Origin of the sequence: Thermomonas sp. (genome assembly GCF_025993755.1) — a bacterium.
Taxonomy (GTDB): Bacteria; Pseudomonadota; Gammaproteobacteria; order Xanthomonadales; family Xanthomonadaceae; genus Thermomonas.
In genome coordinates, this window is record NZ_JAMQHN010000143.1 from 1 (window position 1) to 18,763 (window position 18,763).

19 protein-coding genes and 1 pseudogene are annotated in these 18,763 nt (G+C 68.4%); 19 read left to right on the top strand and 1 reads right to left on the bottom strand.

Annotated features, from left to right (window positions below):
* The 18 genes from Q0X16_RS10395 to rfbD all read left to right on the top strand — a co-directional run.
* Positions 1 to 375 (top strand): DUF1778 domain-containing protein (locus Q0X16_RS10395; RefSeq protein WP_297833888.1); only part of this gene is annotated, 375 nt, incomplete at its 5' end.
* Positions 372 to 863 (top strand): GNAT family N-acetyltransferase, encoded by a 492-nt coding sequence (locus Q0X16_RS10400; RefSeq protein WP_297833891.1) that lies wholly within the window; start codon positions 372 to 374, stop codon positions 861 to 863. The genes Q0X16_RS10395 and Q0X16_RS10400, both read left to right, overlap by 4 nt.
* 34 nt (positions 864 to 897) lie before the next feature.
* Positions 898 to 2,109 carry a glycosyltransferase family 4 protein gene (locus tag Q0X16_RS10405; protein WP_297833894.1) on the top strand — a complete coding sequence of 404 codons (1,212 nt, stop codon included), beginning with the start codon at positions 898 to 900 and terminating at the stop codon, positions 2,107 to 2,109.
* Positions 2,109 to 3,515 carry a hypothetical protein gene (locus tag Q0X16_RS10410; RefSeq protein WP_297833896.1) on the top strand — a complete coding sequence of 469 codons (1,407 nt, stop codon included), beginning with the start codon at positions 2,109 to 2,111 and terminating at the stop codon, positions 3,513 to 3,515. The genes Q0X16_RS10405 and Q0X16_RS10410 overlap by 1 nt, the downstream gene beginning before the upstream one ends.
* Positions 3,515 to 4,597 carry a glycosyltransferase family 1 protein gene (locus Q0X16_RS10415; protein WP_297833899.1) on the top strand — a complete coding sequence of 361 codons (1,083 nt, stop codon included), beginning with the start codon at positions 3,515 to 3,517 and terminating at the stop codon, positions 4,595 to 4,597. The genes Q0X16_RS10410 and Q0X16_RS10415 overlap by 1 nt, the downstream gene beginning before the upstream one ends.
* Complete coding sequence (locus Q0X16_RS10420) at positions 4,594 to 5,154, top strand: putative colanic acid biosynthesis acetyltransferase (protein WP_297833902.1); 561 nt, start codon at positions 4,594 to 4,596, stop codon at positions 5,152 to 5,154. Before Q0X16_RS10415 ends, Q0X16_RS10420 begins: the two co-directional genes overlap by 4 nt.
* Positions 5,151 to 5,966: a glycosyltransferase family 2 protein gene (locus Q0X16_RS10425; protein ID WP_297833905.1), complete on the top strand. Its 816-nt coding sequence runs from the start codon at positions 5,151 to 5,153 to the stop codon at positions 5,964 to 5,966. Before Q0X16_RS10420 ends, Q0X16_RS10425 begins: the two co-directional genes overlap by 4 nt.
* Positions 5,967 to 6,070: 104 nt before the next feature.
* Entirely contained in the window at positions 6,071 to 6,265 is a 195-nt protein-coding gene (locus Q0X16_RS10430) for a type II toxin-antitoxin system VapB family antitoxin (protein WP_297833908.1), read from the top strand.
* Positions 6,265 to 6,654 (top strand): PIN domain nuclease, encoded by a 390-nt coding sequence (locus Q0X16_RS10435; protein WP_297833940.1) that lies wholly within the window; start codon positions 6,265 to 6,267, stop codon positions 6,652 to 6,654. Before Q0X16_RS10430 ends, Q0X16_RS10435 begins: the two co-directional genes overlap by 1 nt.
* Positions 6,655 to 6,781: 127 nt before the next feature.
* The gene (gene gmd / locus Q0X16_RS10440) at positions 6,782 to 7,897 is read left to right on the top strand and encodes a GDP-mannose 4,6-dehydratase (protein ID WP_297833910.1); all 1,116 of its coding nucleotides are present in this window, start codon (positions 6,782 to 6,784) and stop codon (positions 7,895 to 7,897) included.
* A gap of 4 nt (positions 7,898 to 7,901) precedes the next feature.
* A complete protein-coding gene (locus tag Q0X16_RS10445; RefSeq protein ID WP_297833913.1) occupies positions 7,902 to 8,846 on the top strand; it encodes a GDP-L-fucose synthase in 945 nt (314 codons plus the stop codon).
* Positions 8,847 to 8,857: 11 nt separating this feature from the next.
* Entirely contained in the window at positions 8,858 to 10,072 is a 1,215-nt protein-coding gene (locus Q0X16_RS10450; RefSeq protein ID WP_297833915.1) for a glycosyltransferase family 4 protein, read from the top strand.
* Between the two features lie 9 nt (positions 10,073 to 10,081).
* On the top strand, positions 10,082 to 11,092 hold the full coding sequence (locus Q0X16_RS10455; RefSeq protein WP_297833918.1) for an NAD-dependent epimerase: 1,011 nt from the start codon (positions 10,082 to 10,084) through the stop codon (positions 11,090 to 11,092).
* Positions 11,093 to 11,176: 84 nt separating this feature from the next.
* On the top strand, positions 11,177 to 12,307 hold the full coding sequence (locus Q0X16_RS10460) for a nucleotidyltransferase family protein (RefSeq protein WP_297833921.1): 1,131 nt from the start codon (positions 11,177 to 11,179) through the stop codon (positions 12,305 to 12,307).
* A gap of 52 nt (positions 12,308 to 12,359) precedes the next feature.
* Entirely contained in the window at positions 12,360 to 13,415 is a 1,056-nt protein-coding gene (gene rfbB / locus Q0X16_RS10465; RefSeq protein WP_297833924.1) for a dTDP-glucose 4,6-dehydratase, read from the top strand.
* On the top strand, positions 13,412 to 14,296 hold the full coding sequence (gene rfbA / locus Q0X16_RS10470; RefSeq protein ID WP_297833927.1) for a glucose-1-phosphate thymidylyltransferase RfbA: 885 nt from the start codon (positions 13,412 to 13,414) through the stop codon (positions 14,294 to 14,296). The genes rfbB and rfbA overlap by 4 nt, the downstream gene beginning before the upstream one ends.
* Positions 14,293 to 14,853, top strand: a complete 561-nt coding sequence (rfbC, locus tag Q0X16_RS10475) for a dTDP-4-dehydrorhamnose 3,5-epimerase (protein ID WP_297833930.1) — start codon at positions 14,293 to 14,295, stop codon at positions 14,851 to 14,853. The genes rfbA and rfbC overlap by 4 nt, the downstream gene beginning before the upstream one ends.
* Positions 14,850 to 15,749: a dTDP-4-dehydrorhamnose reductase gene (gene rfbD, locus Q0X16_RS10480; RefSeq protein WP_297833933.1), complete on the top strand. Its 900-nt coding sequence runs from the start codon at positions 14,850 to 14,852 to the stop codon at positions 15,747 to 15,749. The genes rfbC and rfbD overlap by 4 nt, the downstream gene beginning before the upstream one ends.
* A gap of 36 nt (positions 15,750 to 15,785) precedes the next feature.
* Here rfbD and Q0X16_RS10485 read toward each other — a convergent pair whose 3' ends face one another.
* On the bottom strand, positions 15,786 to 18,023 hold the full coding sequence (locus Q0X16_RS10485) for a hypothetical protein (protein ID WP_297833936.1): 2,238 nt from the start codon (positions 18,021 to 18,023) through the stop codon (positions 15,786 to 15,788).
* A gap of 185 nt (positions 18,024 to 18,208) precedes the next feature.
* Here Q0X16_RS10485 and Q0X16_RS10490 point away from each other — a divergent pair.
* Positions 18,209 to 18,763 (top strand): annotated as a pseudogene (locus tag Q0X16_RS10490) (hypothetical protein); the annotation flags it as partial.

The following is an 18,763-nucleotide window of genomic DNA, read 5'->3' on the forward strand; positions in this document are numbered from 1 at the left end:
GCTGTCCAGCCGCCCGAACGCCTCGTAATGCAGACGTCATTACGTGGTGCTATGCTGGTGGCTCACCCTGCTGCGAACCCTGACATGCCTTCCGCACAACCGTCCGCTGCCAAGCGCGATACCCTGAACCTTCGGATTCGTCCCGAGGATCGAAGTCTGATCGATCGCGCCGCCCGGCTGTTGGGAAAAAGCCGGACTGATTTCATGCTCGGGGCTGCCCGCGTCGCCGCCGAGGAGGCAGTGCTGGATCAGGCCGTGATTTCCGTGGGGCACAAGGCCTATACCGCGTTCCTGGCCCGGCTCGATGCTGCACCCGAGCCGAACGAAAACCTGCGACGGACCATGCGGAGCCAGCCGCCTTGGACCCGCGATTGAATCTCGATGCACCGGAACCGCTGGCGCTGGGTCACGAACTGGAAGGTTTCGAATCAGGCGTCGAAGTGCTGGACCGCTGGTTACGTCGACAGGCTCTTCGCAATCAAGCCAGCGGTGCATCGCGAACCTTCGTTGCCTGTCGCGATGGACAAGTGATGGCCTACTACGCCTTGGCATCGAGCGCGGTCGCGGTCAATGCCGTATCAGGCCATTTTCGCCGCAACATGCCCGACCCTATCCCGGTGGTGGTTTTGGGCAGGTTGGCGGTGGATCGCTCGTTGCAGGGCAGAGGTGTCGGCCGGGCGCTGGTGCGCGACGCCGGCTTGCGGGTACTGCATGCCGCCGATGCCATCGGCATTCGCGGGCTGCTGGTGCATGCGCTATCCCATTCTGCGGCGGCATTCTATCGCCAGGTCGGATTTCGGCCCTCGCCGATTGATCAGTCGCTGCTGATGCTCACCTTGGTTGATATCAAGGCGAATCTGTGATCGCCTTGGACGGGCGATACGGTACGGATGAGTCGTGTCGCCGATCGATGAAGTCGACGCCACCCGCCGCATGAAGATCGCCATGGTCACCACCCACCCGATCCAGTATCAGGTCCCGTGGCTGCGGTTGCTCGGGCAGCGGCCCGGGATCGATCTGCACGTCTTTTTCGCGATGCTGCCCGACGCTGACCAGCAGGGGCGTGAATTCGGGGTCGCCTTCCAGTGGGACATCCCGCTGCTGGGAGGGTATGCCCATACGGTGCTGGACAACGTTGCGCAGCACCCGTCCTTGACGGCATTTGGCGGTTGCGACACGCCGGGGATTCGCGACGAGCTGAAGCGCGGCAGGTTCGATGCGGTGATCGTCAACGGCTGGGGCACAAAGTCCTGCCTGCAGGCGCTGCTGGCCTGCCGCCTGCAGGGCATCCCGTGCATCGTCCGCGGCGAGGCCAACGGCCTGCGCCCACGTGCTGCGTGGAAGCGCTTCCTGCATGCCCGCCTGCTGTCCCAGTACGCGGCCTGTCTGGCCATCGGCAGCAACAATCGGCGCTACCTGCTCGATGCCGGGGTGCCGTCGTCGCGGATCTTCGATACGCCCTACTGCATCGACAACGAGTCCTTCGCCACGGCGGCAGATCGCTGGCGCAGCGCGCCCGGCGTGACGGCACTGAAAGCGCGCTTCGGGTTGGACCTGGCGCGCGCGACCTTCCTGTTTTCCGGGAAGTTCGTCGACAAGAAGCGACCCGGTGACATCATCGCGGCACTGGCCCGCATGACGGAGGCCGATCGCGCGCGGATTCAGGTGCTGCTGGTCGGCGACGGCCCCTTGGCTGCGGACCTGCGCGCGCAGGCGGAGGGCTTGCCGGTGCATTTTTCCGGATTCCTCAACCAGTCCGAGATCACGGCCGCCTACGCGGCCGCGGACTGCCTCGTGCTTCCTTCCGACAGCGGTGAAACCTGGGGACTGGTGGTCAACGAGGCGATGGCCTGCGGCCTGCCGGCGTTGGTCAGCGACCAGGTGGGCTGCGCGATCGATCTGGTCGAACCGGGCATCACCGGTGAACGCTACCGGTGTGGCGACGTTGCGGCGCTGGCGGAACTTCTGGCGAGACTGGGCGCCGATCGCGACGGCCTGGCGCGGATGGGGCAGGCGGCACGCGAACGGGTCGTCCGCGGCTACACTTTCACGCGGGTTGTCGATGGCGCCATGGCGGCCCTGTCGCATGTCACGGAGAGTTCGCGCTGATGGCGTTGTACGTGCTGCTGGGCCTGTCCGCCCTGTTTTCCTGCGTGGCATTCGCGCGCTGGCGCTGGGGCCTCCTGCTGATGATCCTGCTGGCGGCGGTGCAGGATCCGCTGCGCAAGCTGGTGCCGGGTGCGCCGGGCTGGCTGGTGCTGGCCACCGCGCCGGTCTTCCTGGCGACCGTCGTGTCGGCGATCGCGCATACCCGCGGCTGGTGGGCCGGGTTTTCCCGGCCGTACCCGAAAATCGCCAGGGCACTGGTCCTGCTGATTCCGCTGTGCGCCCCGGCGGCGATCATCTCCCTGACCTACGGACCGGGTTCGTGGCTGTTCACGCTGTTTGGCGCATTTTCCTACTCGCTGTTGTTCCTGGCGGTGGTCGCGGGCTTCCACTATCCCCGCGACTTGCGCATGCTGCGCCGCCTGCTGGCGGTGTACTGCCTGGTGAATGCGGTGATGCTGAGCGGCGGCCTGCTCGAATACCTGAAGTGGTTCCCGGACTGGCGCATCCTCGGCACCGAGGCCCTCGGCTACACCTGGGTGCGCTGGGGGTCAGGCTACACGGTGGACATGCTCGCCGGTTTCTATCGCTCGGCCGACGTCATGGGCTGGCACGCGGCGGCGGTGTGCCTGCTGTCGCTGGTGCTGGCGCTTTCCGGCAAGGGCGCCCGGCGTTACGGCTGGCTGCTGGTCAGCGCGTTCGCGGTGGTGGCGCTGCTGCTCTGCGGCCGTCGCAAGATGGTCTACATGCTGCCGGTGTTCGCGCTCGGCTTGCTGTGGCTGTACTGGCAGGCCGGGCGCGCCGCGCGTGCGGCCACGCTGCTGGTCCTGCTGATGATCCCGCTGGGCAGTGTCCTGGTGGTCGGCGACTGGGTTTCCGAGGACTCCGCCAACATGCGCTACTACAGCGGCCAGGGACTCAAGTTCGATGCCGCCGAGAGCATCCAGGGCCAGGGCTTCAATGCGGTCTGGACGACCTTCCAGCAGTCCGGTTTCTTCGGCGGCGGCCTCGGCTTCGCCACCCCCGGCGGGCACAATCTCGCCGCCGCCAGGCCGCGCGCCTGGCAGGAGAGCGCGCCGAGCCGGATCATGTTCGAACTCGGCGTGCCGGGCACGCTGGGGTTCCTCGCCGTCATGGTGAGCCTGCTGCTGGCGATGCTGCGCGCGACGCTGGGGCAACTGCGCGCGCACACCCCGCAGGCTCCCTATGCGGCGGGCCTGATGGCGTTTTTCCTCGCCAACGTCGGCAGCCTGACCGTGTCCGGGCAGATCCTCGCCGATCCGTTCATCGCGTCCTTCCTCGGCATCCTGGTCGGCGTGGTGCTGGCGACGCCGCGCCTGCCGGAGTTGGCCCGACGGCAGGCCAGGCCGCAGGCGGCGCTGCGCGCGCAGCGGGCGGCACCCGCCTGATGCGCAAGCTGCGCGTGCACCTGGTCAGCACGGCGGCCGCCCACGCGCCCGGCAGCATGCGCGCCTACGCGGACACGCTGCTGGCCGCGCTGGCGCGGCATGCCCCCGAGGTGGAGGCGACCCTGCACGAGCTCGATCCTGCACCCGCGCAAGGCGCCCTGGCGCGCCGCTGGCAGGCGCTGGCGCTGCCCGCGCGCGCGCGCCGGCTGCGCGCCCACCCTGACCTCTGGCACGTCCTCGACGGCAGCCGGGCCTATGTGTCGGCGGGGTTGCGTGGCGCGCCGGTGGTCATCACCGCCCACGACGTCATCCCGGTCCTGCAGCAGCGCGGACGGTTTCCCGCCGCGCCGCCGATGGGCGCCGCCGCGCGCTGGCTGTGGCGGCGCAACGGGGCCGCGCTGCGGAAAGCACAAGGCGTGATCTGCGTGAGCAAGTCCACGCAGGATGACGTGGTCCGGGAGTTCGGTACCCCGATTGCATCAAGGGTCGTGCCGTTGCCGGTGCGAACCGCGCTTGCAACGGCCGTGACACGGGCCGATGCCCCGTCGCGCGAGAGCGGCGTTGTCCTGCATGTGGGCAACAACAGTTTCTACAAGAACCGCGCGCAGGTACTGCGCATCTTCGCTGCGTTGGACAGGGTGCTGGCGCGGCGACTGGTAATGGCTGGGGCCCCGCCCACCAGGGATCTGCTTGGGCTGGCGAAGGAACTGGATATCGAAGCATCGGTGGAATGGGTTGATGGCGCCAGCGACGCTCAGATTGCGCGCTTGTATGGAAGCGCCTCGGTGCTGGTGTTTCCGTCGCTGTACGAGGGGTTCGGCTGGCCGGTGTTGGAAGCGATGGCCTTCGGGCTGCCGGTGGTGTGCAGCGATGCGGGCTCGCTTCCGGAGGTCGTCGAAGGTGCAGCGCCTTGCCTGTCGCCGGAGGACCGCGACGGTTTCGTTCGCGAAGTCGAAATCCTGTTGCGCGACCCGCTGTTGCACGCCCAGCGCGCCAGGACGGGAAGGTTGCGTGCTGATGCTTTCGGCATGGAGCGCTTTGCACGCGGCATGGCGGACGCCTATCTTGCGGCGATTCCATGACACTTGATATCGACGCCGCCCGTGCCTCACGCCCGTATTCGCGCCGCGAGTACTTCGGCCGTGCGCTGTGGGCGCTGGCGACGCCGCTGTTCCGCTGCAGCCCGCGGCTCCTGTTCGGCTGGCGCAACCTGCTGCTGCGGACGTTCGGCGCCCACGTGGGCCGGGGGGTGCACGTCGATCCCAGCGCCCGGATCGAGATTCCGTGGATGCTGGAACTTGGCGACGGGGCGGCGATCGGAGCGCATGTCTGGGTCTATTGCCTCGGGCCGATCCGGATCGGTGCCCGCGCCACGGTGTCGCACCGCGCCCACCTGTGCGGTGGCAGCCACGACTACACTGACCCGGCGTTGCCCCTGCTGCGGACCGGCCTGAGCGTCGGCGAGGATGCCTGGGTGTGCAGCGACGCCTTCATCGGCCCCGGAGTGAGCGTGGGCGAGGGCGCGATCGTCGGCGCGGCGGCGGTGGCGATGCGCGACGTGTTGCCGTGGAACGTGGTGGCCGGCAATCCCGCGCGGTTCATGAAGATGCGCGATCTCAAGACGCCGGACGGGGCATGATTTCCGTCGTCATCCTGACCTTGAACGAAGCCGACAACCTGCCGCGCTGCCTGGCCAGCGTGGCGTGGTCGGACGACGTGGTGGTGCTCGATTCCGGCAGCACCGATGCCACCGTCGAAGTGGCCAAAGCGCACGGCGCGCGGGTGCTGGTGCGACCGTTCGATTCCTTTGCCGGGCAGCGGAATTACGCGATGGAGGCCGCTGGACTCCGCCATCCCTGGGTGCTGCATCTGGATGCGGATGAAGTGGTTCCCGAGGCGTTGCGCAATGAACTCCTGAAGATCGCCACTGCCTCCAGCGCAGCGTATCCCGTCTATCGCATTGCCTCGAAAATCCTGTTCATGGGGCGTTGGTTGAAGCATGCCGGCATGTACCCCGCCTACCAGGTCCGCTTCGGTCGCGCCGAGGCGCTGCGCTTCATCGATCACGGCCACGGCCAGCGCGAGGTGCAGCCGCCCGAGCAGGTGGGCACGCTGCGGAATCCGCTCGATCACCACAACTTTTCCAAAGGCGTGCTGGACTGGTTCTCGCGCCACCTGCGCTATGCCGATCGAGAGGCGCAGCTGATGCTGGCCGAGCGCGATCGGCCACTACAGCCATCCGACCTGCTCAGTCGCGACGCCACCGTGCGCCGGCGCGCACTCAAGCGCCTCGCCGGCCGTCTGCCCCTGCGCCCGTGGCTGCGGTTTGCCTATGTCTATCTCCTGCGTGGCGGCTTTATGGATGGTGCAGCAGGCCTGCGCTACGCCCGCATGCTGGCGGTCTACCAGCAGTTCATCGATTTGCGCCTGTGCGAGCTCAAACAGCATTGAGCCGGAGCGGAACGCCGCATGTGGGGATGGGCCTGATGCCGCAGCGATTTTGTTCAGGCTGCGAAAGTGCGTTATGATGTGTATACAGAAGTGAGAATATACACATGCGAACCAACATCGTCATCGACGACGCGCTGATGCGTGATGCCCTGCGGGCGACCGGCCTCAAGACCAAGCGCGAGGCGGTCGATCTCGGATTGCGCATGTTGCTGCGGGTCAAACAGCAGGAGCGCATCCGGACGTTGCGTGGCAAGGTCCGCTGGCAAGGCGACCTGGAGACACTGAGGGCCGATGCGTGATGCTGGTCGATTCCAGCGTCTGGATCGATTATTTGCGCGGCACGGAGACTCGACAGACGAATTGCCTGCACGCCGCCCTTGGGCGGGAGCCGATCGCCGTGGGCGATCTGATTCTGACCGAGGTGCTTCAGGGCATGACGACGGATCGGGACTTCGCGCAGGTCTTGCGCCTGCTTGGCAGCCTCGACGTGGTGACGATGGGCGGACACGATGTGGCGGTACAGGCAGCGCGCAACTTCCGTGCCTTGCGCGCACTGGGCATCAGTGTGCGCAAAACCATCGACTGCGTGATCGCAACCCGCTGCATCCTTGATGGCCTGACGCTGCTGCATTGCGATCGCGACTTCGAGCCGTTCGTTGCGCATCTGGGGTTGCGGTCCGTTTTTTGACGCCATGCCTTGGCTGCTGTGATGAACATCGTGCCGCCCTGAACGGATTGGGGCTCTCGGAAGCCCGGCCGCTTGCCGCACGCAAGCAGGCGTTGGGTGAATCGACAATGAAATGGATATGGAAGAAATGACCATGAAGCGTGCACTGATCACCGGCATCACCGGCCAGGACGGGGCTTATCTGGCCGAGCTGCTGCTGGCCAAGGGCTACGAGGTGCACGGCATCAAGCGCCGCGCGTCGTCGTTCAACACCGATCGCATCGATCACCTGTATCAGGACCCGCATGCGACGGACCGGCGGCTGTTCCTGCACTACGGCGACCTGACCGATGCCACCAACCTGATCCGCATCCTGCAGCAGGTGCAGCCGGACGAGGTGTACAACCTCGGCGCGCAGAGCCACGTGCAGGTGTCCTTCGAGACCCCGGAATACACCGCCAATTCCGACGCGCTGGGCACCCTGCGGCTGCTGGAGGCGATCCGCATCCTCGGGTTGGAGGGCAAGACCCGCTTCTACCAGGCCTCGACCTCGGAGCTGTACGGCAAGGTGCAGGAAATCCCGCAGAAGGAGACCACGCCGTTCTATCCGCGCTCGCCCTACGGCGTGGCCAAGCTGTACGCCTACTGGATCGTGGTCAACTACCGCGAGTCCTACGGCCTGTACGCCTGCAACGGCATCCTGTTCAACCACGAATCGCCGCTGCGCGGGGAAACCTTCGTCACCCGCAAGATCACACGCGCGCTGGCGCGGATTTCGCTGGGCCTGCAGGACTGCCTGTACCTCGGCAACCTCGACGCGCGCCGCGACTGGGGGCACGCCCGCGACTACGTGGAAGCGCAGTGGCTGATGCTGCAGCAGGATCACGCCGAGGATTTCGTCATCGCCACCGGCGAGCAGCGCTCGGTGCGCGAGTTCGTGGACCGGGCGGCGTCGGAACTCGGCATCGCGCTGGAATGGAGGGGCAGCGGTATCGACGAGCAGGGCTTCGTCGCCAGCGCGCCGGAAGGCTCGCCATTGCAGCCCGGTCAGCGCATCGTCGCGGTCGATCCCCGTTATTTCCGCCCGGCCGAAGTCGAAACGCTGTTGGGCGATCCGTCCAAGGCAAGGGACAGACTGGGCTGGCGGCCCAGCACCTCGTTCGCGGAGCTGGTGCGGGAGATGGTGGCCGGGGATCTGGCGCACGCCAGGCGCGACGCGCTGGTGAGCGAGGCCGGCTACCGCACCTACCAGCACGCGGAGTAAGGCCATGGGCACAGGGAAGAAGATCCACGTCGCCGGCCATCGCGGGCTGGTGGGCTCGGCCATCGTCCGCAGGCTGCAGGCCGCCGGTGCCGACAACCTCCTGCTGCCGGGGCGCGAGGAACTTGACCTGACGTCGCAGCAGCAGGTCGAGGACTACTTCGCCCGCGAACGTCCGGACCAGGTCTACCTTGCGGCGGCCAAGGTCGGCGGCATCCACGCCAACGACACCCGTCCGGCGGAGTTCATCCGCGACAACCTGGTGATCGAGGCCAATGTCATCCACGCGGCGTGGAAGCATGGGGTGAAGAAGTTGTGCTTCCTCGGATCGTCGTGCATCTATCCGAAGTTCGCGCCGCAGCCGATGCGCGAGGACGCGCTGCTGACCGGCGCGCTGGAGCCGACCAACGAATGGTATGCGGTCGCCAAGATCGCCGGGATCAAGCTGTGCCAGGCCTACCGCAAGCAGTACGGGTTCGATGCGATTTCGCTGATGCCGACCAACCTGTACGGTCCCGGCGACAATTTCGACCTGACCTCCTCGCACGTGCTGCCGGCGCTGATCCGGCGCTTCCACGAGGCGAAGCTGCGCGGCGACGCGGCGGTGACGATCTGGGGCACCGGCACCCCGCGCCGCGAGTTCCTGCACGTCGATGACCTGGCCGAAGCGGCCGTGTTCCTGATGGGCAGCTACAGCGATGGCGACATCGTGAACGTCGGCGTGGGCGAGGATCTGTCGATCCTCGAACTGGCGCAACGGGTTGCACGCATCGTCGGGTTCGATGGGAAAATCGACACCGATCCGACAAAGCCGGACGGCACCCCGCGCAAGCTGCTGGACGTGTCGCGCATCCACGCGCTGGGCTGGCGCGCCCGGATCGGGCTGGAGGAGGGCGTGCGCAGCACCTATGCGTGGTATCTGGAACACCAGGACGCCAGGCGCGGAGCCTGATTCGCGGCGGCGTGCGGATTTTCTTCTTCAATCGTTTCGTCGCGCCGGACCTGTCCGCGACCAGCCAGCTGCTCGCCGATCTGGCCGGGCATCTTGCCGCGCAGGGGATGGCCGTCACCCTGGTCGGATCGCGACAGCGTTATGACGACGCCGGTGCGCTGCTGCCGGAGCGCGAGCGGATCGACGGTTTCGACGTGCTGCGCGTCGGCGGCAGCCGGTTTGGCCGCGGCGCATTGGCAGGCCGTGCGCTGGATTACGCCAGCTATCTGCGCGCCGCGCGGCGCGTGCTGGACGCGCAGGTCAGCCGCGGCGACTGCGTGGTGCTGATGACCGATCCGCCGCTGCTGGGCGCGCACCTCGGACTGCGGGCCAGGCGGCGCGGCGCGCGCGTCGTCCACTGGCTGCAGGACCTGTTCCCGGAAGTCGCCGAGGTGCTGCTGGGACCGGCGGTGCGCGCGGGCAGTGGGCCGCTGCGCTGGCTGCGCGATCGCAGCCTGCGCCAGGCCGACCGCTGCGTGGCGATCTCGGGGGCGATGGCGCGCCGGCTCATCGCGCGCGGCGTGGCGCCGGAGCGGGTCGGCGTGATCGAGAACTGGACCGACGAGAACGCCGTGCAGCCGCTGGCGGCCGACGCCAACCCCTTGCGCGGCGCGTGGGGACTGCAAGGCAAGTTCGTCGTCGGCTATTCCGGCAACCTCGGGCGCGCCCACGACTGGCGCACGATGCTGGAGGTCGCCACCGGCTTGCGCGGACGGGACGACATCCGTTTCCTGCTCATCGGTGGCGGCCGTGGCCAGCAAGCCCTGGTCGCCGAGGCGCGGACGCGCGGGCTCGACAACGTCCTGCTCAAGCCCTACCAGTCGCGCGAACAGCTGGCGCACAGCCTGACCCTGCCGGACCTGCACTGGCTCAGCCTGCACCCGGCGCTGGAAGGCTGCATTTTCCCCAGTAAGTGGTACGGCATCCTCGCGGCCGGGCGGCCGGCGCTGTTCATCGGGGACCCGCAGGGCGAGATCGCGCAGCGGCTGCGCGCCGCCGACTGCGGCGCCGCGGTCGCTCCCGGCGACGTGCCCGGCGCGCGGCGCTGCATCGAGCGCCTGGCCGCCGATCCCGCGGCCGCCCGCGATTGCGGCGCGCGCGCCCGCGCCTGCCTGCCGCCGCGCGCGTCGGCGTTCGCGGCTTGGCACGGACTTCTGTCCGGGCTCGCCTCCATTCCTTCGTCGTAAGCTAACGCCATGACCACCCTCGTCACCGGCAGCGCCGGATTCATCGGTTCCCACGTCGCCATGCGCCTGCTCGAACGCGGCGAGCAGGTGGTGGGGCTCGACAACCTCAACGACTATTACGACGTCGAGTTGAAGCGGGCGCGGTTGGCGCGTTTTCTCGACCACCCGCGCTTCGCGCAGGAGTACGTCGATCTGGCCGATCGCGCCGCCGTCGAGGGGGTGTTCGCCCGCCATCGCCCGCGGCGGGTGGTGAACCTCGCCGCGCAGGCGGGGGTGCGCTATGCCGCCGAAAACCCGCACGTGTACGTGGCCAGCAACGTCACCGGATTCCTGCACGTGCTGGAAGGGTGCCGGCAGTACCGGGTCGAGCACCTGGTCTACGCCTCGACCAGTTCGGTCTATGGCGCCAACACCGCGATGCCGTTCTCCGAACATGCCCCCACCCAGCATCCGCTGACGCTGTACGCGGCGACCAAGAAAGCCAACGAGATGATGGCGCACAGCTACGCCCATCTGTACGGCATACCCTGCACGGGTCTGCGCTTCTTCACCGTGTACGGGCCCTGGGGGCGCCCGGACATGGCGCTGTTCCTGTTCACCCGGGCAATCCTCGCCGGCGAGCCGATCAGGGTGTTCAACCACGGCCACCATCGGCGCAGCTTCACCTACATCGACGACGTGGCCGAAGGCGTGGTGCGCGCGCTGGATCACGTGCCGGTGCCGGATCCGCAGTGGAACGGCGCCACGCCCGATCCGGCCAGCAGCGGAGTCGCGCCGTACCGGATCTTCAACATCGGCAATGCGCAGCCGGTGGAGTTGCTGCGCTACATCGAGATCCTCGAACAGTGCCTCGGCCGCAAGGCGCGGATGGAGCTGCTGCCGCTGCAGCCCGGCGACGTGCCCGACACCGAGGCCGACACCGGCGACCTCGAAGCCATCGTCGGCTGCGCGCCGACGGTACCGGTCGAGCAGGGGGTCGCCCGGTTCGTGCAGTGGTACCGGGAGTATTACCGGGTGTGAACGCGGGCGTTCGCGTCGTTCGGCCCCGGGCATCGACTGCCGCTGCGCGCACGGCACGCTTCCACGGGAACGGGATCCTGATCCATGGACCGGATGCCTGAGCCCGCAGGGGAGGGGCCGCTCCGCGACTGGCTCTCGGTTGCGCTGCGCTGCGGGCGGCCAGCGCCGCTGGATGCGGCGGTCACCGCCGAGGCGCTGCGGGAGGCCGCCGATCGGGAGGGTGTGGTTGCCCTTCTCGAAGCAAGGCTGCGCGCCGAAGGTGGCTGGGAGGCCTTGCCGGAGGCGCATCGCGAAGCAGTGCACACCCACGCGCGGGGTTTGGCCGCGCAATGGCTGCAGCGCGGTGAAGAGCTGCGGCAGCTGGATCACGTGCTGGCCGCGGCCGGACTGCGCGCGCTGCTGCTCAAGGGCAGTGCGCTGGCGCTGTGGCTGTATCCGCAGCCACACCTGCGCATGGGCGGCGACATCGACCTGCTGCTGGACTCCGCCGCAGCCGTGCGGCAGGCGGCGGATGCGCTGGCCGCGCATGGCTACGCCCCGGCGTTCGAGCCGGGCGACACGCATTTCGAATTGACCCTGCGCCGCAGCATCGACGGCCGCCTGCGCTCCGAGCTGGACCTGCATTCGCGCCTGCTCAATGCCGCCGTCTATGCGGACGTTTTTTCGTTCGCTGCGCTGTGGGAGAGCGGGCAGGCCCTTCCCGGGTACGGCGCATCGCTGCGCGCGCTGTCGCCCCGGCACGCGCTTGCCCACGCCTGCCTGAACCGCGCGCTCGACCTGCAAAACGGCATCCCGGATCGGCTCAAGCTGCTGTACGACCTGCGCCTGCTGGCCGCGCGCAGCACGGCGGAGGACTGGGACGCGCTGGGTGCGCTTGCCGAGGAAAACCGGATCGCCGGCATCTGCCTGCGCTCACTGGAGGACGCCGCGCGCTGGCTGGGCGCAACGCTGCCCGGCGACGTCCGCGCGCGCTTGCGGGGCCTGGCCGAACGCGAGCCGCTGGATCATCGCCGGCTCGAGGACTGGCGCTACATGCAGTGGCAGAACCTGCGTGCCTTGCCTTCGCTGGGCGCGCGCCTGCGTTGGCTGTACCAGCGCCTGCTGCCGACTCCCGGGCAACTGCACGCGCTGTACGGGGATGGGCCGCCCTGGCGGCTGCGGCTGCGGCGGCTGCGGCGCGGCGTGGCGCGCCTGCTGGGGGCGAAATCGCCGTGAACGCCGCGGGATGGCATCCTCGCCGGGGGATCCGGCCGATGAGGGAAAACCCGTGACCACCTGGCTCGTCACCGGCGGCGCCGGCTTCATCGGCGGCAACTTCGTGCTCGACGCGGTCAGGCGCGGCGTCCGTGTCGTCAACCTCGATGCGCTCACCTACGCCGGCAACCTCGCTACCCTGCGCGCGATCGAGGGCGATCCGGGCCATCGCTTCGTCCATGCCGACATCTGCGACGGCGCGCTGGTTGCCAGGCTGCTGGCCGAGCACCGCCCCGATGCCATCGTGCATCTCGCCGCGGAAAGCCACGTCGATCGTTCCATCGACGGCCCCGCGGCGTTCCTCCGGACCAACGTTGTCGGAACGCTGGCGCTGCTGGAAGCGGCGCGTGAGTACTGGACGTCGCTGGATGGCGCGGGCAAGGAGCGATTTCGCTTCCTCCACGTCTCCACCGACGAGGTGTACGGCGCGCTGGGCGAGGGCGGCAGGTTCACCGAAACCAGCCGGTACGCGCCGAACTCGCCGTATTCGGCCTCCAAGGCCGCCTCGGACCATCTGGTGCGGGCTTTCCACCACACCTACGGGCTGCCGGTGCTGACCACCCACTGCGGCAACAACTACGGTCGGTACCAGTTCCCGGAAAAGCTCATCCCACTGGTCATCGCCAGGGCGCTGGCGGGCGAACCGCTGCCGCTATATGGCGACGGCCGGCAGGTACGCGACTGGCTCCACGTCAGCGACCATTGCCGCGCCCTCCGCAGGGTGCTGGCCCGTGGCCGCGTCGGTGAAACCTACAATGTCGGCGGCAACGCGGAAAGGCAGAACATCGAGGTGGTGAAGGCGCTCTGCGCGCTGCTGGACCAGCGCCGCCCCCGCGCGGACGGCCGCCCGCACGCGTCGCAAATCACCTTCGTCCCGGACCGCCCCGGCCACGACCGCCGCTATGCGATCGACGCCGGAAAGCTGCAGCGTGAACTCGACTGGTCGCCCGCCCACACCTTCGAGCGCGGCATCACCGAGACCGTGGACTGGTACCTGGCGCACCAGGACTGGGTGCAGCGCGTGCTGGACGGCAGCTACCGCCTGGAGCGGATCGGAGTCAACGCATGAAGCGCAAGGGCATCCTCCTCGCCGGCGGCTCCGGCACGCGCCTGTACCCACTCACCCAGGCCGTCAGCAAGCAGCTGTTGCCGGTCTACGACAAGCCGATGGTCTACTACCCGCTCGGCGTGCTGATGCTTGCCGGCATCCGCGAGGTGCTGCTGATCACCACGCCACATCAGCAACCGCTGTTCCGGCGGCTGCTCGGCGACGGCAGTCAGTGGGGCATGCGCGTCGAGTACGCGGTCCAGCCCAATCCGGACGGGCTGGCGCAGGCGCTGTTGATCGGCCGCGAATTCCTTGCCGGCGCACCGTCCTGCCTCGTGCTGGGGGACAACATCTTCCACGGCCAGGGCCTGACCCGCCTGCTGCGGCGCGCCGATGCCTGCGAGCGCGGCGCCACCGTATTCGGCTACTGGGTGCGCGATCCGGAGCGCTACGGCGTGGCCGAATTCGATGCGCAAGGCAGGGTCGTCGGACTGGAGGAAAAACCGGTGCGCCCGAAGTCGAACTTCGCGGTCACCGGCCTGTACTTCCTCGATGGGCGCGCTTGCGATTTCGCCGCCGCGCTGCGACCGTCCCATCGCGGTGAACTGGAGATCACCGACCTGCTGCGCCGCTACCTGGACGCAGGCGACCTGCATCTGGAAAAACTGGGCCGCGGCTACGCCTGGCTGGACACCGGGACCCACGAATCGTTGGTGGAGGCCTCGACCTTCATCGAAACCATCCAGCTGCGACAGGGCTTGCGCGTGTGCTGCCCGGAGGAAATCGCGCTGCTCAACGGCTGGATCGATGCCGCGCGGATCCGCGCGCTGGCCGTGCCGCTGGCGAAGAACGACTACGGCCGGTATCTGCTGCGCCTGCTTGAACCGGAGCGCGGTGCGTGAAAATCATCCAGACGGACCTGCCCGATTGTCTGCTGCTGGAACAGGACGTGCATGAAGACGAGCGCGGTTTCTTCATGGAAAGCTGGAATGCCGGGCGCTTTGCCCGCCACGGCCTGCCGGATGCGTTCGTCCAGCACAACGTCTCACGTTCGCGACGCGCCGTTCTTCGCGGTCTGCACTACCAGTGGCCGGGTGCCGCGCAGGGCAAACTGGTCGAGGTGCTCGAGGGCGAAATCTTCGACGTCGCCGTGGACCTCAGGAGGGGGTCGCCCGGTTTCGGACGGCACCTGGCCGTGCGGCTCCGCGCAGGCGGCGGGCGCCAGCTCTGGATACCGGAAGGTTTTGCCCATGGATTCCTGACGCTCGGCGAGTTCGCCTTGGTCAGCTACCTGTGCACCGCGCCCTACGATGCGGCGAGCGATCGGGCATTGCGCTGGAACGATGCGCGGCTGGCGATCGACTGGCCGCTGCGCGAGGTCAATCTGTCGGCGAGGGATGCAGCAGCACCGCTGCTGGACGACGTGCCAGAAGGCGACCTGCCGGTCTGGCGGCCATGAAGCTGCTGCTTCTCGGAGGCAATGGACAGGTCGGACGCGCGCTGCGAAAAAGCCTGCTGCCGCTGGGCGAGCTCGTCGTTGCCACCCGCGATGGCGACGGCGCCGACCTGGCCGTGGATTTCCTGCGCCCGGAGACGCTGGGCGAGCGCGTGCGTGCGGTTGCGCCCGAGGTGGTGGTGAATGCCGCTGCGTACACCGACGTGGATCGGGCGGAAACCGAACGCGACGCGGCGTTCGCCGTGAATGCCGCCGCGCCGGGAAACCTGGCTCGCGCCTGTGCCGGAATCGGCGCGCTATTGCTGCACTATTCGACGGACTACGTGTTCGACGGCAACAGCGATTGTCCCTACCTCGAAGACGACCAGCCGGCCCCCCTGAACGTGTACGGCGCCAGCAAGCTGGCGGGCGAGCAGGCCATCCGCGCCAGCGGCGCGCGCCACGCCATTCTTCGCACCTCGTGGGTCTATTCGGCGCATGGCGGAAACTTTCTGGAAACGATGCTGCGGCTTGCGGCCGGACGCGATACCTTGCGCGTGGTCGCAGACCAGTTCGGCGCTCCCACGCCGGCCGAATGGCTCGCCGACGCGACGGTGCGAATCCTCGATCGCGGCGTCGGCGGGTCCGGCATCTGGCATCTGGCCGCATCCGGGCGCACCAGCTGGCATGGCTTTGCCGAGGCGATCATGCAGGAAGCCTGCCAGCGCGGGCTGTTGGCGCGCGGCCCGCGGGTGGAGGCCATCGCCACCAGCGAGCGCCCCACGCCAGCGCGTCGCCCGCTGCATTCGCTGCTGGACACGGCGAAATTACGCCGCGATTTCGGCATCGTTCCGCCCGACTGGCGTACCGGAGTGGCGACGACGTTGCAGCAGTTGGCCGCTTCCTGCACCTTCGACTGATCCCCGCACCGGTCCAGCGAGCCACCGCCGCAGGGGTCAAGCGCCTGCCGGATCGCCCGAGGCGGTGGCGCTTGCTGGTGGCCAAAGGCGAAACCGCCTGGCGTCCTCGGGCTGCGCACCGCCGGCAGCCCAGCGATAGAACGACTCGAGCGCCTCGATCGGGCGGTGATCATCAAACAGCCGATGCTTGCCTGCGGCGATGCGCTGTCCCACGTTTTCCCGCCAGCCGTGATCCCGGCCGAGGCGCACCGCGATGTGGACGTATTCTTCGACGGTGTTGGCGATGGTGTCCTCGACCCCGATTTGCCTGAGCATCCCGTACGTCTGCCGCCCGCGCATGAATGTGCCGGGCAAGGTGACGATCGGCAGCCCGCAGGCCAGCGCATCGTAGGAGGTCTGGCCCCCGGACCAGCCGATGGTGTCGAGCATCACGTCGCAACAGCGCATCATGGCGTGGAAATGGTCGAGGTCGCATTGCGGCAGGAAGCGGAGGTGCCGATCGGGGTCCAGGCCGATGGCGTGGAAGCTTGCGGCGATGCGCGCGCGGAACGTGCGTGTCCACGCGGGAAGGTCGCCTTCCATGAAGACGAACAGGGCGTCCTCGACTTCGCGCGCGATCTGCGCATACAGGCCGTCATGGCAGGGCAGGTACTTGAACAGCGATTGCGGGGACAGGTAGACCGTGGCCCGCGCCGGGATGCCGAGTGCTTCGCGCGAGGCTGCCGCCGTGGTTGGCGGAATCGCCGGCAGCGCAGTGCCCAGGCCCGGCAGGGTGATCAGGCGTTCTGTGTAGTGCGCCTGGGCGTTGTCCGGCTCCATGGCCTCGGCGCTCAGGAAATAGTCGATGCTGGGCAGTCCGGTACTGACCGGGTGGCCCCATGCCACGCATTGCACCGGCGCCAGCCGCATGGCGGCGAGCGGCAACGAGGTGGCATCCATTCCGACCGACAGATACACCAGAATATCCAGGTCGGCGCCGCGGATGGCGCTGGCGATGGCTGCAAAGTCGCCGGCGGCAGGATGGCATACGTCGACACGCGCGCCGAGAAAACGGCTCATTGCGTCCTCGTTGGGCGCAAGCGGGAACAGATGGGATTCGATTTCGTGACTACCGGCCGCGCTGATCCAACTGCCGAAGTGGCGGGTGATCGTATGGTGGGTGACATGCAAACTGGCGAAGCCAACGCGGATCGCGGAACCGCGTGATCGCAGTGCGAGCGGTTGGCAATAGTCGGGATAGCGGGCTGCAACCACCTCGCTGACGAAGCGCCCGTACTCGCGCACGATGTCGAATGCGGGCTTTCCGCCATAGCCGAGGTAGAAAAGCGGCTGCAGTCCGTCGAAGAACGCGGCCCGAGCCTCCGGGCTGGCGCGCGCGGCGGCTCGTCGCAGCGCTGCGACGCCCCGGCGCAACCGGGCATGCGCGCGATCCAGGTCGGCTTGCGATGCCGGCACCGGCGGCAGCAGAAGGCGGGCGCGGACGCGCAGACCGGCATCGCCTTCCCCCGTCGCCCCGGCGCGCAGGACCGCCGAGGCCGCTGCCGGACGAGTGAGGTCGAGCAGTGCGCTTGCCCATTCGACCCGTGCCGTGGCGTCGCAGGTTCCCTGTGCCGCCGCCTGTTCGGCAATCTCGGCTGCGCGCTCGTCTTCGCCACAGTGGCGCAAGGCCTCGAACCAGCAGGACAGGAAGCGGGCGGATCGGGCTTCGGCGGGGGGCGCCTTCTCGAAAGCGTCGGCGGCGGCGCGCCAATCTCCGTCAGCCGCCAGCGCGGCGGCGGCAGCGCATTGCGCGCGCCCTTCGTCCCCGGCCCGCGCAAGCGCGAATGCGAGGTTCCGGAAATCGGCCGGCTTCCCATGGAAGCTTGCCTGCTCATCGTCCAATGCTGCTGCGACCGCTTGCCAGCGCTCGCGCAGCGCGTCCCCGCAAAGTTCGCGCCACGTTCGTTCGTGGCCGTCAAGGAGCGCCGTTGGCGCGCCCGCTGTGGCACCCTCGTCCCGGTAGATCGCGGCCGGATCGTGACCGAGGCCGCGCAACCCGTCGCCGATGGCGTGCAGCAGGGCAAGCTCGGTGATCGGGCAGCGCAACGCATGGCGCCAGTGCGACAGCGCCGATCCGGCGTCACCGGACTGGAGACACGCCAGGCCCGCGTGGTATGCGGTGTCTGCCTCGCCGGCGATTGCGTTGGGCTGCGGCTCGTCAAGCGCAGGCGGCCGCTGCCGGCTGGCTTTCAGGTCAAGTTGGCGAAGGGCGGCCAGGAAGCGGTAATAGTCCATGGGGAGTGGGTCGGCGGACAGGGGCCACGGATACGAGCGGAACTCGCCCGGCGGAGTGGTTCTCGGGCAAGATGAGGACGGCACCGGGTAAGGAAACGATGATCGAACGCGCGCACTATCCTAGGGTATTTCCGCTCCAACGACGCCGGGGCGACTGCGCGACCCCCGGCATGCGGGCCTGAAGCATGGCGGCGATTGCCGGGATCCTGCGGTTCGCTGACGGTCCTCCGGTGGACCGCGAGGCCCGCGGTCTGCTCGAACGGATGCGGCACCGCGCTCCGGACGGGAGCGGGATGTACGACGCGCCGGGGCTGTCGCTGGGGCACGGTGCCGTGCATGTGACCCCGGAATCGCTCCACGAACGCCAGCCGATCGTCCTGGACGATCGCTGGGTGGTGGCCGTGGACGGTCGCGTGGACAATTCCGACGAACTCGCGCGCGCGCTCGGGCTGGATCCGGCCAGCCGCGGTGGCATCACCGATGCGGGCCTGTTCGCACTCGCGTGGCGGCGCTGGCGGGAACAGTTCTGGCGCCACCTGCGCGGAGACTTCGCGCTGGCCGCCTGGGACGGTCGCGAGCGCCGGTTGACGCTGCTTCGCGATCCGGTGGGCGCGCGGCCGCTGTACGTCGCGCACACCGACCGGCTGTTTGCCTTTGCCTCCGAACCGGAAGCACTGCTGGACGTCCCCGGCGTCAGTCGCGCGTGCGACGACGAGGGGCTGGCTTACCTGTTGGCCGAC

Coding starts and splice junctions, on each gene's coding strand:
- Q0X16_RS10410 (WP_297833896.1), top strand. CDS start 2,109: ATGGCGTTGTACGTGCTGCTGGGCCTGTCCGCCCTGTTTTCCTGCGTG.
- Q0X16_RS10415 (WP_297833899.1), top strand. CDS start 3,515: ATGCGCAAGCTGCGCGTGCACCTGGTCAGCACGGCGGCCGCCCACGCG.
- Q0X16_RS10420 (WP_297833902.1), top strand. CDS start 4,594: ATGACACTTGATATCGACGCCGCCCGTGCCTCACGCCCGTATTCGCGC.
- Q0X16_RS10425 (WP_297833905.1), top strand. CDS start 5,151: ATGATTTCCGTCGTCATCCTGACCTTGAACGAAGCCGACAACCTGCCG.
- Q0X16_RS10430 (WP_297833908.1), top strand. CDS start 6,071: ATGCGAACCAACATCGTCATCGACGACGCGCTGATGCGTGATGCCCTG.
- Q0X16_RS10435 (WP_297833940.1), top strand. CDS start 6,265: ATGCTGGTCGATTCCAGCGTCTGGATCGATTATTTGCGCGGCACGGAG.
- gmd (WP_297833910.1), top strand. CDS start 6,782: ATGACCATGAAGCGTGCACTGATCACCGGCATCACCGGCCAGGACGGG.
- Q0X16_RS10445 (WP_297833913.1), top strand. CDS start 7,902: ATGGGCACAGGGAAGAAGATCCACGTCGCCGGCCATCGCGGGCTGGTG.
- Q0X16_RS10455 (WP_297833918.1), top strand. CDS start 10,082: ATGACCACCCTCGTCACCGGCAGCGCCGGATTCATCGGTTCCCACGTC.
- Q0X16_RS10460 (WP_297833921.1), top strand. CDS start 11,177: ATGGACCGGATGCCTGAGCCCGCAGGGGAGGGGCCGCTCCGCGACTGG.
- rfbA (WP_297833927.1), top strand. CDS start 13,412: ATGAAGCGCAAGGGCATCCTCCTCGCCGGCGGCTCCGGCACGCGCCTG.
- rfbD (WP_297833933.1), top strand. CDS start 14,850: ATGAAGCTGCTGCTTCTCGGAGGCAATGGACAGGTCGGACGCGCGCTG.
- Q0X16_RS10485 (WP_297833936.1), bottom strand. CDS start 18,023: ATGGACTATTACCGCTTCCTGGCCGCCCTTCGCCAACTTGACCTGAAA.